Here is a 12,376-nt window from a genome sequence, read left to right as displayed (position 1 = left end):
CCGCGTCCCCCAACGTTAAATTTAGGTAGATCATGACCGGCGTAACGTCAATGATGCTCGGGGGCTTCGCCTTCGAGGGTTTGGGCTTTGGCTATCAAGGTGTCAAACGCAAGGTGAACACCCCTTGGGTGGATATGCCTGTTGGGCAAACCCTCAACCAGCAGCAATGGACCGGCCCCACTTCCGACGAAGTGACAATCTCTGGGGTGCTTTTCCCCGAAGAGTTCGGCGGGCAGTCGCAGCTTGACGGTATTATTGCTGCGTCGATGGCCGGAACCGAAATGATGCTTGTGACCGGCGATGCCGCGCAGGGCGTCATACAAGGAATGTTTACGGTCCAAAGCGTCGAAGAGGATCGCAGCTACATTAACCGCCGGGGCGAGGCCGGGCGCAACGCCTATTCTATCACGCTCAAGCGCTCCGGTTCTGGCACGTTGCCAAGTGCGGGCGGTCTGGTGGATCGGGCTGCATCCTTCCTGTCCGAACTTTTCCGGTGAGCACATGGCGACAATCTACATAACACGGCAGGGCGAGACGGTTGACCTCGCCTGCCTCGCTTTTTATGGGCGCACGGCCAAGGTGGTCGAAGCCGTCATCGATGCCAATCCGGGTCTTGCCGCGCTCGGTCCTGTCCTTCCGCTTGGCACAAAAATCACCATGCCGGACATTCCCGCCACCAGCACGGCCAAGCCGTTGACCAGCCTTTGGGACTAATCATGAAGCCGCACGTGGAAGTGAGTATCGACGGCGTGCCAGTGGCGGGCCATTTTTATGAACGTTTGCTCTCCCTTACCGTCACTGACGAAGAGGGAATGAAATCCGACACTGTGGACATTGAATTGAATGACGGCCCGCCGAACTTTCTGGCGATCCCGCGTAAGGGTGCAATCATTTCGGTCAAGATGGGTTTCGGTGACGATCTCGTGCCGAAAGGCGTCTTCACCGCGGATAAAGTCAACGTCGATTGCCTGCCTTATAAAATGTCGATTTCCGGTAAGGCTGCGGACCTTCGCAGCGGAAAGCTGAAAGAGCGGCAGGAAAGGTCATGGGATAAATCGAAGCTCGGCGATATCCTATCTCAAATCGCCAGCGAAAGCGGCTTAACCCCTGCCGTTGATGATGACCTTGCGGACTTCGAATACGACTGGCTGGCGCAACAGGACGAAAGCAACATCAATTTCCTGCGGCGGCTGGCGGAGCGGCATAACGGCCTCTTCGCGGTCAAGCAAAGACGACTGATTTTTACCCGGCTTGGTTCCGGGTTGTCTGCATCCGGCGCGCCGCTCGGCTCCATCATCCTGACGCCTGAGAAAATCAAGGTCGGAAGCCTGAAAGTCGAAATCAACGACCGCACGAAATACAGCAAGGTCGTGGCATACTATCAGGACTCCGATAAGGCGGAGCGCGTGGAAATCGACGCGGATGCGAATGCGGATGGCGATAGCGTTTACCGTCTGCCGGAACCTTATGCATCGCCCGCCGAAGCCGACAAGGCCGCGCAGGCGAAAGCCAAGGAATTGCAGCGTGGCGAAGGCTCGGTGTCTGTAACCGTGATCGGAGACGCGGGAATAGATGCGGGCTTGCCGCTGCTCTTCGCCGATATCCGCCCCGGCGTGGACGGCGTGCCTTACATCATCAAGACGGCCAAAACCGCCTACACGAAAACAGGCGGTCTCGAAGTCGCGGTTTCGGGCAGGCTTTACGATGGCAAATCCGCAACCGAGAAATCGGCCGGCACGGAAAGCGGTAGTTCTAGTGCCACCTCGGACACCTCAAAAGCAACTGGCAAGGTTGCGCCCAACAGTGCGCCCGGAACCCCGGCCACGCCTTCCTCTTTCCTGACGCCGCGCCGCTTCGGTCGGACGGACGAAAACTAAACGGCATTTAGCCGACAATCCCCCTGAAAACTTGGAGACTATAATGGGTTACGTGCTTTCCCAACGCAGCCTTGCGCGCCTTGATGGCGTGCATCCCGACCTTGTGCGCGTCGTTCATCGCGCCATCCAGATCACCGACATTGATTTCGTGGTGACGGAAGGTGTTCGGACGCTGGAGAAACAGAAGGACATGGTTGCGCGTGGCGCTTCCAAGACCATGAACAGCCGCCATTTGAAGGCCGCGAACGGTTACAGTCATGCGGTCGATCTGGCGGCGCTGGTCGGCGGTTCTGTTGTATGGGACTGGCCGCTTTATGCCAAGCTCGCCAAGGCCATGAAACAGGCCGCAAAGGAACTCGGCATTCCGCTCGAATGGGGTGGTGACTGGAAGTCCTTCAAAGATGGTCCGCACTTCCAGTTGCCATGGAAACAGTACCCTTCGGCGGGGCCGGTCGCTGGCAAGAAGTACACCGCCGAAACAGAAACACAGGCTAACTCGAAGGCGCTGGCGATCTTGGGCGGCGGCGTCAGCACCGCTGTTCCCGTTGGGCAGGAGCCTTTGACGAAGGCTGTTGAGGTCGTGTCGGCGCAACAGGGCGAGCTTTCTTCCGGCGAATGGGCGCGCATGGCAGTTGCCGTCTTCATCGTCAGTATCTCCGTCTATCTGGCATGGCGGAAACTCTGATGCGGATTTTTGACGCAGCATTGATCGGGGGTGGCATCGTAGTCGGTGCCGCCCTCATGGCCGCGCCCGCCTACTATGTCGGCAAGGGTGCGGGGAAAGCCGAAGTCGCGGTCGGACTCCAGGACGATCGTATCACCATTCTCAAAGACGGACAGAAGATCGATGAAGGCGCTTTGCAGGCTGACGATTTTGATTTGTGCGGGCTTCTCGGCGGCTGCGTGCAGCCCGACCGTGAAGGCGATTGAGCCTTGCGATTTGCTTGTGCCGATCAACCCGCGCCCGGAAACAAATACCTACCTTATCACCCACGACCGGAGCGCTGCCGTTGATATTGCCCGGCATCGCGGACGTTATGCCCTCTATTGCGGAAAGCCCGAGTGATGCCGGAAAAGTACACCTCTTTCATCGAACTGATGAATGCGTGGGTTGGTGGTGCCTTCACCACCATTATCGCCTCCCTGCTTGGTCGCTTCATGTGGCACGGCAACGAGGCGCGGAAAGGTCGCCGTAAGTTTTTCGGCATCGAATTGTTTTGGGAACTGCCTGTCGCTCTCGGCATGGCGGTTATCGGCGAAAGTGCAGCCGCCTACGCCGATCTTGGTCAGCCTGCGTCAACCGGGCTGATTGCGCTTCTGGCCTATCTCGGGCCGCGTGGTGTCGAAGCGCTCTTCCATAAGTGGTTTGACCGCCGCATAGCCGATTGACGGATTGTGCATCAAAACGTGAAAGCCGCCCGGTTCGCCGAGCGGCTTTTTTTGTTTGGGGCATGCATTACGCCGGAAATAAAAGTACTAAGAATTCACACTGCCCGTAACCCATCATAATCTGATGCTCTTGGTCAGGTAGAGGCTGAGCAGAATTTAGTAGTGCTATGGCGCGGATTGAATAAGTGTTGGAGCCGAGGAATTTAAGATTGATTTCTTGAGATCGACTGCACGTCTTAACTCGCGAATGAAGGTGTCCTTTTTCGATCTCAACAGCTCAGCTTCAAGCTCCGCAATCTCTTTCCGTTCATCTTCCGAAAGATTTAAATCTACCATAATTTGCTCTTTCGGAACGGATGGTGGTTGCAGGTAGTCTTTGAGTTCGTTGAATTGTTCATAATTAATGTGGGTGGCGCAGCCAGCTATCCAGTACTTTTCGAAATTCTCGACATTCAGATCATCCATAACGTTCGAGACTGACTCGGCACAAGCATCCTGCGCTGTAGGAAACACCTTAACGAAATTTGACGACCTCCAATTCCTCTCATCATCTTCGTCTACGGGAACGCCTGAGAATTTTTGCAGAAGGTTTAACGCAAAAACTCTTTGCCCCTCTCTATCATCGTTCATGTTTTTGGGGTCTGATAGCATTGTTAGCGCGAGCTTGACCATTTCGATGTCCATCTCTCGATCTTTGCTCCAAAAGCCGGTAGTAGCCACGATGATTGTGCTTGCTGCACCGAAGAGCGTGCCAAAAACAGCGGTGCCAACAGTTTTAGCCCAAGATGAAAACGCACCCGTAGCTTGTCCTTTTGTAACATCGTCACCCATAGTCCCCTCCATGCGCCTCGCAAAGGTAACTTGTCACTCTCCCTGTTTCGTTGTGTCAAGCTTTTCATTGCCATGGAGGCCGAACCTTACGGCCAATCTCTCTTTGCTCGCGCCAGAACAAAACAATTCTTCTCACGGTTACCGCAGCCAAGGCACCTCAAGACCGGTTCCATGGATATGATGGGCCGGAATTTTCCATAACGGCGCTGTAGCGCCCATCTGTCGAGCATGCTGACGCGCTTGCAGCGCCAGCATTGCGCGCCGACGACATACCATTGCGGCAGGTCTGCCAACGTCGCCGAATGGTCCCGCTGAGGCACAACGATGCCGGTGGGTTTCGGCGGCATGTTGTCGTTATTGCCGCCGGTCAAATCGATACCGCGACGATGGCGCATTATTCTCGCTCGGCGCTCGGCTTCCATCCGCGTGTGTATCCCCGGCCCATGGCTGTGGCGGCGATGGATAGCTGATTTTGCAGATGGTGGATTTCGTCCAGCAGTGTTTCCACGGCAGCAACCGCGTTGCCGTCATGGCATTGGATCACATAGGCCGCGATATCATCCGGCTGTTTAGTTGCGTTCGGGCGCACGTTTCCAATCTCCTTTTTCAGAGCGGTAACCATCCAGTCTTGTCATTCCAAAATCATTGAGTTCGTGCTAGTGCACTACTCAGGCAGGCAGGCGTCCGGTTGGCGCGCTGACACAAATCCCCGGTGGAAACAAAGAAACAATTTCCGGGTGGAAACATGAGATGGTTCGACTCCATCCTGCCGCCGGTCAATCAGTCCGGCATTAAGTCGGCGATCTGCCCGTGCGAGACCAGCAAGCGTGGATTTGCCATGCTGCCGCTTTCCTCGTCCACGGTGACCGAGTATGCCGCAACGCCTATGTGCCGGGGTGCCATGGCGCTCGCCATTTTTTCGGCGGATGCTGCGCTGGTGGCGGGCCTCATATCGCCCGGCACGATGCCGCCGCGCCCCTTTTTGAACTGCACTACAATAATCTTTTCCGCGTCAGACATGTCTCTTGCTCTCTCGTTTGTTCTATAAATGTTCTCATTTACGAAGAGAGTCAATATGGAGTAGCTCCCCCATGTTGTCGGGCCGGTAAAGTTTTACAGCCGTATTGAAAACATTGAGAGAATTTCGACGCGAAGATACGAGTTTTACCCATAACATATTGAAATGATAGAGATAGATCGAGCTTCCCAAGCTGCTTGGCGGCGGCTTGTCCTTAACAAACCGCTAGCCGCCCTTCAATCATGCTTGACGTAATTTAGTAATACTGCAACTTTAACGAAAACTTTGGGGGAATTCGTGTCTACGCCTTTACAACAGCTTATTTCTGAACTGGACCCTGCCCGTACGATATTGCTTTTTGGCTCTGGTTCTTCAATTCCGTCTGGCGGTCCTTCAGTCGCCACACTCATCAAAGCTTATGCAGACGAATTCAAGCTACCCGAAGAGGGCTTTTCCCTTAGCGAGATTACCCAACTTGCCGAAACAAAAACAAAGTCTCGCAGAAAAATAATTGAACTGCTTAGGAAAAATTGTCGCAATTTAAAACCAACCGGTGGGTTGAGAAATATTCCTTTTTACAATTGGAAAGGAATTTACACGACGAACTATGATACCCTGATAGAACAATGCTATGAGTTACATCGGAAATCTGTCAGGGTTTATTCATCAGATTTTGACTTTACTGCTGATCCGAAAGCCTATGACATTAATTTGTTCAAAATTCACGGAACGATCGATAAGGATGAATGTGATGGACATTTAAGTCGCATAATCCTAACCGACAGCGACTATACGAAGACATCAGACTACCGCGATCAAATTTGGGATAGGATGCGGGTTGACCTAACGGCGACCGATCTCGTGATCATCGGTCATTCTCTAGGCGATGTTCACATCAAAGATATAGTAACGCGGGCGCTCGCTCTTAACGCGAAAGCAGGAGGGTCTGGTAGGGTTTGGCTTCTGATTTATACTGAGGACGAAAATCGTGCTGCCCTCTATGAACAGCAGGGGCTCTCGGTTTGTTTTGGAGGCATTGACCAATTCTTCGCAGCTCTCGCAAAAAATGGTTCTCAGTTGCCTGCGTCCAGCAAGGAATCGACAGACCCTCTGGATGCTGTTCCGGCATTACGGCCTCTGGCAATAGATATTGAGCATTCCATCAGTGCGACCTCGCCAGATTTCAGTGCGATGTTTGCTGGCTGGCCTGCAAGCTACTCTGATGTCCGGGCTGGGTACACTTTCCGGCGAACAGTTTCAGAAGAGATACTCGAGTATTTAAAGAGCGAATATTCACTTAGCGCCACTGTCATTGGAGCCAGTGGTGTCGGTAAGACAACGGCGGCAAAACAAGTTTTGGTATCGCTAAGGGCAAGTGGATGGAAGTGCTGGGAACATGTCGGCGCGGAGAGCTTAGACGCTCGGTTATGGGAGCGGGTGGCCGAACTATTGCGAGAGTCCGGTGAAGTCGGAGTACTATTTGTTGATGATGCTCATATGCATATGCAAGGCACGAACGACCTGATTGACGCACTTGCTATTTCCAATAATGCCCATCTCAAGGTTCTTCTAACGACGACGCGAAATCATTGGATGCCGCGCATTAAAACCGTCAACCTTTTTCGACACGGCCAGACGTTTGGTATGTCATTGCTTACGGACAGAGAAATTGAGCTACTTCTTGACCTTGTTGAGCGTGTGCCGGAAGTGAAGCGTCTGGTAGAGGCTGATTTTATAGGTTTTGACCGCGCCGCCCGTCGCCGCCGATTGGTGGTTCGTAGCCAAAAAGACATGTTTGTTTGCCTGAAGAATATCTTTGAGACGGATTCGTTTGACACGATTATTCTACGAGACTACGCGTCGCTCGCGCCCGAACTTCAGGAAATCTTCAGGCATGTGGCTGCAATGGAAGCTTCTGGCATCCAAGTTCACCGCCAGCTCGTGATTAGAATTCTGAACATTGGGGCGCAGAACATCGGTGGAATCCTCGATGGCCTGGCGGACATCATCCACGAGCGTGAGCATAGTTCGAAACTCGGGATTTTCGGATGGCGATGCCGCCATCAGGTTATCGCAGCCATCATCACCAAATACAAATTTAATGACTTGAACCGCCTTATTAAACTGTTCGATGACGTAATAGATAATATCAATCCGACCTACGACTTGGAAATCAGGTCATTACGAGAGCTTTGCAATACGGATACGGGCATTCCTAAAATCCCCGATCTGCATACTCAGAACCGCCTGCTCGCAAAAATGATTTCACGTGCTCCGGGTGAGCGAGTTCCTCGGCACCGACTAATCCGAAACCTCATTGATTTGCGGTCGTTCAATAATGCACAGACTGAAATACGACTTTTTGAGAAGGATTTCGGAAAGGAAGGACCTGTACATCGATACAGCATCAAATTGTTAGTGGCACGCGCTGTCCACACTGACGGACTTATGAATGAAGACCGTATCGCGATGCTAGAAGAAGCGTATGAATTGGCGGTCCGTGGTGCGCACCGCTTTGCTTCGAACAAACACATACTAAAAGCCTTTGCCGAACTTGGAATTGAGTACTACAAGCTCACAGGCTCCCTCAGTTATTTTGACGAGGCGATGTCGTTACTGAAAGGTGCGGAGGAGACCGTTGGCGATCCTCAAATCACAGCTATCATTTCGAACTTCACTCGTCGGCTCGCTGGAAACTGGACAGATCAGTCCGGCGAGGGTCTAGACGACGAGATACCTGAGTTTGATGCTGCGTGATATCATTTAACGCAGCGTACGCGAGTTTCACGTTAATAGGTTGTAAAGCGTTGTCCGGCGTTGATTGAATAATGTAGGGCTATTGCAAAAGCGGCGGACGTAACGATCTAATGCTCTGTAGCTGTCGGCAATGTAAGGTGCGTAATGCAGATTTTTTTAGTGCTAGCTGAAACTGACCGGGCGGATTTTGATGAAAAAATCCGGCGTGAGTTTGGCGACAACAGCAAACGTATTACCTCTGGTCAGTGGCTAGTGGCGGCTAACGATACGCCTCAAGGAGTTTCCACACGTCTAGGAATCGGGAACGGTGCTTTCGGAAGAGTTATGATCGCGATCGTCACTCAGTACTGGGGTTGGCACGATAAAGAAATATGGAGCTGGATAGGACTTAAAGGTGCGGCATAATGGCGGATCCTAAGACTGGCGCTCCCCCAAAGGAAGGTACACCCTCAAGCGCCTTCACCGATCAATTTCATGCGATGCAAATGCTTATCGAGTTGTCGAAGGATATCGCAGCACTTTCGACAAAAACGGACCGTCTTATCTCGGATAATGAAAAGCTAAGCTCTGATGTTTCCGACCTCTCAAAGAAGATATCTCGCTACGAGAACCGATTCTTTGGAGGAGCTTTCGTCCTTCTTGCCATCGCTAGCATGATTGGTTGGTTTTTCGGAGCTCAACTGACGGATTTAAAAGATCAGATCACTCAATCTACATTAAAACTGCAACAGCAGTCGAAATAGTCTGATTTTGGAGAATGCTATCGCGATCCGAGTAGAGAACGTGCTCGCGGTGTCTAAGCATAGTGATCCCCGCTCTGATGATTATCGTCGCAGCATCCAGCGAACCCTATCTTCTGGGTTTAACGGCGTCGGCGTTGATCGTTGAACTTGTGAAGACCTGCTGCGATATCGACTGGGTATGATGTGTAGTTTGTTCCGTGTTATTTTCGGAAACGTACTTTTTCATGGCCCGAAGCATTTCTATTCTCCATGATCCTAGGCTTATTAGCTCTTCGTCATGTCGTCTGTAGTTGGCCGAACGCCCTCCCGCTACCACTTTTCTTCATACGAAAAAACCATACCTCACCGTGCAGCGCGGGAGTTCGTTGCTTGTCTCAGCGGAAAATAGCAATGGATCAGGCGCCTTTGCCGGCGAATCTCGCCCAAAAAAAGGGAAACCCGCTACTGCTGAAATGCAGCCAGCGGGCCTCAACCTCTACCCCTCCCACAAGGGCGGCTGCACAAAAGCACACTGAATGAAATATGGCAAGATCAAGGCGTTCATATTGTTGTTGCTGACAGGGTTGTTCTGCCATTCAGCCGCGTATGACGGGGCTCTCACCGTAGTTTTAAAGGGGCGGGCGCAAGAGACGACTTTAAAGAGGGTAAAAAAAATGCCCGCTGGCAGCGGGCAATCAGAGGGAACTGAGGTTAGGAGCCTCAGCGTTCAAACGGCCATCCTCGATATAGGTTCCGCCCGGGGGACGATTTTTGTACCGCTCGTACACAAACAATATGAAGCCGATGACGCCGAAACGAAAACCGCCGCTGCGAAAAAATAAACATCCGGAAGGTCATGACTTGGGAAACTGGAGCGGGCGAAGGGATTTGAACCCTCGACCCCAACCTTGGCAAGGTTGTGCTCTACCCCTGAGCTACACCCGCTCAAATCCACCGGTCCGGGGTAGTATGCTGAACCGTGGGCCGCCGAAGCGGCGACGGGCGCTATATCGCTCAATCGATTTTGGAATGCAACAGGGAAATGACAAAAACGCGAAAATTTCTTTGAGAAATGCGACAAGCGGCGGAAAAGATTGATAATTTTTCCTGCAGCCGATTTTTCCCGCGTTGCCAATGGGCGGCTGCCCCCTTAATCATGACGCAACGACAATGGAATCGGCAGAGGCAGGTGGCAGCATATGGCGGAAAATTCTCGCAAGACGGCAGCGGAGCTGTTCGAATTTCTCGATGGGCTCGGAATTTCGCACACCACGAAACAGCACGAGCCTGTCTTTACCGTCGCGGAATCGCAGTCATTGCGCGACCTGATCCCTGGGGGCCACACAAAGAACCTCTTTGTAAAGGACAAGAAGGACCAGTACTTCGTTCTGACCGTGGAAGAAAACGCGGTGGTGGATCTGAAAAGCGTCCATAAGATCATCGGTGCTGCAAGCCGCGTCTCCTTCGGCCGGCCGGAAAAAATACTCGAATATCTGGGTGTGGTGCCGGGTTCGGTCACGGTGTTCGGCGCAATCAACGACACGGACCGGCAGGTCACCTTTGTGTTGGATAGCGCGCTGCTGGAAAACGAACTTGTCAATGGCCACCCGCTCTCCAACGACCAGACGACGACAATCGCATCCGCGGATCTCATTCGCTTTCTCGAGGCGACCGGACATACGCCGCTTGTCTTGAAAGTCAGCGAGTGAGATACGATCTTTGCTTCAATCAAGACATATGACAGAGGTTACGGGAGACCGGCATGAGCGACACGAATAATCCTTACGGCGGTTCCTACGGCGGGCAGATGTCCGCAAGCGCGCACTATAGTGGCGAGCTGAATGGTGCGTCCTCCGGACACATCAAGGACACAACGACGGCTGGTTTCTCCAAGGACGTTCTCGAAGAGTCACGTCGTCAGCCAGTTCTCGTGGATTTCTGGGCGCCCTGGTGCGGCCCGTGCAAACAGCTGACGCCCGTGCTCGAGAAAGTCGTCAACGAAGCGAATGGCCGCGTGAAGCTCGTGAAGCTGAACATTGACGACCACCCGTCCATTCCCGGACAGCTCGGCATCCAGTCCATTCCGGCAATCGTCGCTTTTGCCGATGGCCGGCCGGTCGACGGCTTCATGGGCGCGGTGCCGGAAAGCCAGATCAAGCAATTCATCGAAAAGATTGCCGGCCCTGATGCAGGCGATCCCAAGGCGGAGATCGAGGCCGTTCTGACCGAAGCGAAACAGCTTCTGGCCGATGGCGATTTTAACGGCGCAGCACAGCTCTTTGGCGCCGTCATGCAGGCGGATCCGGAAAACCCCGCAGCGATTGCCGGCATTGCCGAATGCATGATCGCCGCCAGACAATATGAGCGGGCCAGTGAATTGCTGTCGTCACTGCCGGCGGAACTCAATGAGGATGCGGGCATTCAGCTCGTTTCGAAAAAGATCGCCCAATATGAGGAAGCCCGCAAGATCGGCGATCCCGTGGCGCTGGAAAGCGAACTGGCAGCCGACCCGGATCGACACGAGGCACGGGTTAAGCTTGCGAAGGTGCTGAATGCGCAGGGCCGGCGCGACGAGGCGGCGGATCATCTGCTCTACGTCATGCGTAAGGATCGGACCTTCGACGACGACGGCGCGCGCCGCCAGCTTCTCGAATTTTTCGAGGCCTGGGGCTTTAAGGATCCGGCGACCGTCGCGGGCCGCCGGAAGCTTTCGTCGATACTGTTTTCTTAATGCGGGCATATCCCGGCCAGGCGGTTGATCCGCCGGCCGGCAGCAGTGAACAGGGGGCTTGATTCCCATGCATGTCGGAAATGCAAGATATGTGAAGAGCGACGACCTGCCGGAAACCGTGCCGGTTTTTCCCCTTCCCGGTGCTCTTCTGTTGCCGGAAGGCCATCTTCCACTCAATATCTTCGAGCCAAGATATCTTGCCATGATCGACACGGCGTTGGCGGGTCACCGTCTCATCGGCATGGTGCAGCCAGCCCTTCATGTCATTGAATCGGGCCTAGAGGGCGGGCCGTTGAGTGCGGTTGGGTGCCTTGGCCGCATCACCTCCTTTTCCGAAACCGGCGATGGCCGTTACATCATCTCGCTCACAGGTGTGTGCCGTTTCCGTCTGCTGGAGGAGGTGGAGGCCGGCAAGCCCTATCGCAGTTTCCGTCACGCGCCCTTCATCGCCGATCTCTCCGGCGAATACGATGAGGAGGCCGTGGACCGTGAAAACCTGCTGCGGGTGTTCCGCTCGTTTCTGGATGCCAACCAGCTGGAAGCGGATTGGGAGAGTGTGGAAAGGGCCGGCAACCGTGTTCTGGTCAATTCGCTTTCCATGATGTCTCCCTTTGGACCCGCCGAAAAACAGGCGCTGCTGGAAGCGCCCGATCTCAAGACGCGGGCCGAAACATTGATCGCCATCACCGAGATCGTTCTTGCCCAGGGATCGGGTGAGGGCGGCAACGTGCTGCAGTAGGATCGCCGCCATGGACGACAGGATGAACAACGTCGATCCGAAGCTTCTCGAATTGCTTGTCTGCCCTTTGACGAAGGGCCGCCTTTCCTATGACCGTGCCCGCAATGAACTCATCTCCGAAAATGCGCAGCTTGCTTATCCAATTCGTGACGGTGTGCCGATCATGCTCATCTCGGAAGCGCGTAAAATAGAGGACTAATCGCAGCTTCTTTTACTCTCCACAGATTGTCATGGCGCGAATTGACGAAGATGCGTTGACAACCATGCGTGGATTTGACCAGAGTCCCGCCCGACATGTCTGTTGCGGGGAGA

Annotated in this window: 18 protein-coding genes and 1 tRNA gene; 14 read left to right on the top strand and 5 right to left on the bottom strand. The window is 53.6% G+C overall.

Features of this window, described 5'->3' with window-relative positions:
* Nucleotides 1-32 precede the first annotated feature (32 nt).
* The 6 genes from BTN45_RS17655 to BTN45_RS17630 all read left to right on the top strand — a co-directional run bounded on the left by BTN45_RS17655 (nt 33) and on the right by BTN45_RS17630 (nt 3,266).
* Nucleotides 33-497 carry a phage tail protein gene (locus BTN45_RS17655; protein WP_080810740.1) on the top strand — a complete coding sequence of 155 codons (465 nt, stop codon included), beginning with the start codon at nt 33-35 and terminating at the stop codon, nt 495-497.
* A gap of 4 nt (nt 498-501) precedes the next feature.
* Entirely contained in the window at nt 502-714 is a 213-nt protein-coding gene (locus tag BTN45_RS17650) for a tail protein X (protein ID WP_207590315.1), read from the top strand.
* A gap of 2 nt (nt 715-716) precedes the next feature.
* Complete coding sequence (locus BTN45_RS17645) at nt 717-1,877, top strand: contractile injection system protein, VgrG/Pvc8 family (protein WP_207590313.1); 1,161 nt, start codon at nt 717-719, stop codon at nt 1,875-1,877.
* Nucleotides 1,878-1,920: 43 nt separating this feature from the next.
* A complete protein-coding gene (locus tag BTN45_RS17640; protein WP_207590311.1) occupies nt 1,921-2,562 on the top strand; it encodes a M15 family metallopeptidase in 642 nt (213 codons plus the stop codon).
* On the top strand, nt 2,562-2,807 hold the full coding sequence (locus BTN45_RS17635; protein WP_162736230.1) for a hypothetical protein: 246 nt from the start codon (nt 2,562-2,564) through the stop codon (nt 2,805-2,807). Before BTN45_RS17640 ends, BTN45_RS17635 begins: the two co-directional genes overlap by 1 nt.
* Before the next feature lie 135 nt (nt 2,808-2,942).
* A complete protein-coding gene (locus tag BTN45_RS17630) occupies nt 2,943-3,266 on the top strand; it encodes a phage holin family protein (protein ID WP_207591660.1) in 324 nt (107 codons plus the stop codon).
* A gap of 165 nt (nt 3,267-3,431) precedes the next feature.
* On the opposite strand, the gene BTN45_RS17625 is transcribed toward BTN45_RS17630, so the two are convergent.
* From BTN45_RS17625 to BTN45_RS17610, 4 genes are all read right to left on the bottom strand, one after another.
* Nucleotides 3,432-4,097, bottom strand: coding sequence for a hypothetical protein (locus BTN45_RS17625; RefSeq protein ID WP_207590309.1), 666 nt, complete (start codon nt 4,095-4,097; stop codon nt 3,432-3,434).
* 86 nt (nt 4,098-4,183) lie between these two features.
* Nucleotides 4,184-4,492 carry a hypothetical protein gene (locus tag BTN45_RS17620; protein WP_207590305.1) on the bottom strand — a complete coding sequence of 103 codons (309 nt, stop codon included), beginning with the start codon at nt 4,490-4,492 and terminating at the stop codon, nt 4,184-4,186.
* Complete coding sequence (locus tag BTN45_RS17615; protein ID WP_207590304.1) at nt 4,492-4,719, bottom strand: hypothetical protein; 228 nt, start codon at nt 4,717-4,719, stop codon at nt 4,492-4,494. Before BTN45_RS17615 ends, BTN45_RS17620 begins: the two co-directional genes overlap by 1 nt.
* A gap of 158 nt (nt 4,720-4,877) precedes the next feature.
* Nucleotides 4,878-5,117 carry a hypothetical protein gene (locus BTN45_RS17610; protein ID WP_207590303.1) on the bottom strand — a complete coding sequence of 80 codons (240 nt, stop codon included), beginning with the start codon at nt 5,115-5,117 and terminating at the stop codon, nt 4,878-4,880.
* 295 nt (nt 5,118-5,412) lie between these two features.
* On the opposite strand from BTN45_RS17610, the gene BTN45_RS17605 reads away from it, so the two are divergent.
* From BTN45_RS17605 to BTN45_RS17590, 4 genes are all read left to right on the top strand, one after another.
* Nucleotides 5,413-7,872: an SIR2 family protein gene (locus BTN45_RS17605; protein WP_207590301.1), complete on the top strand. Its 2,460-nt coding sequence runs from the start codon at nt 5,413-5,415 to the stop codon at nt 7,870-7,872.
* Nucleotides 7,873-8,016: 144 nt separating this feature from the next.
* Nucleotides 8,017-8,277, top strand: a complete 261-nt coding sequence (locus BTN45_RS17600) for a hypothetical protein (RefSeq protein ID WP_207590299.1) — start codon at nt 8,017-8,019, stop codon at nt 8,275-8,277.
* Nucleotides 8,277-8,615, top strand: a complete 339-nt coding sequence (locus BTN45_RS17595) for a hypothetical protein (protein WP_207590297.1) — start codon at nt 8,277-8,279, stop codon at nt 8,613-8,615. The genes BTN45_RS17600 and BTN45_RS17595 overlap by 1 nt, the downstream gene beginning before the upstream one ends.
* Before the next feature lie 515 nt (nt 8,616-9,130).
* Nucleotides 9,131-9,436 (top strand): hypothetical protein, encoded by a 306-nt coding sequence (locus BTN45_RS17590; RefSeq protein WP_207590295.1) that lies wholly within the window; start codon nt 9,131-9,133, stop codon nt 9,434-9,436.
* Nucleotides 9,437-9,464: 28 nt separating this feature from the next.
* On the opposite strand, the gene BTN45_RS17585 is transcribed toward BTN45_RS17590, so the two are convergent.
* A tRNA-Gly gene (locus BTN45_RS17585) sits at nt 9,465-9,539 on the bottom strand.
* Between the two features lie 254 nt (nt 9,540-9,793).
* Between BTN45_RS17585 and BTN45_RS17580 the strand changes: the two genes are divergently transcribed.
* The 4 genes from BTN45_RS17580 to BTN45_RS17565 all read left to right on the top strand — a co-directional run bounded on the left by BTN45_RS17580 (nt 9,794) and on the right by BTN45_RS17565 (nt 12,263).
* Complete coding sequence (locus BTN45_RS17580; RefSeq protein WP_207590293.1) at nt 9,794-10,303, top strand: prolyl-tRNA synthetase associated domain-containing protein; 510 nt, start codon at nt 9,794-9,796, stop codon at nt 10,301-10,303.
* A gap of 53 nt (nt 10,304-10,356) precedes the next feature.
* Nucleotides 10,357-11,325 (top strand): thioredoxin, encoded by a 969-nt coding sequence (trxA, locus tag BTN45_RS17575; RefSeq protein WP_207590291.1) that lies wholly within the window; start codon nt 10,357-10,359, stop codon nt 11,323-11,325.
* A 67-nt stretch (nt 11,326-11,392) separates the two neighbouring features.
* Entirely contained in the window at nt 11,393-12,064 is a 672-nt protein-coding gene (locus BTN45_RS17570) for an LON peptidase substrate-binding domain-containing protein (protein WP_022563035.1), read from the top strand.
* Between the two features lie 10 nt (nt 12,065-12,074).
* A complete protein-coding gene (locus BTN45_RS17565; protein ID WP_035209134.1) occupies nt 12,075-12,263 on the top strand; it encodes a Trm112 family protein in 189 nt (62 codons plus the stop codon).
* The last annotated feature ends 113 nt before the right edge of the window (nt 12,264-12,376 follow it).

This window comes from Rhizobium sp. ZX09 (genome assembly GCF_017357485.1).
Lineage (GTDB): Bacteria > Pseudomonadota > Alphaproteobacteria > Rhizobiales > Rhizobiaceae > Agrobacterium > Agrobacterium pusense.
This window is presented reverse-complemented; position numbering and strand designations above follow the sequence as displayed.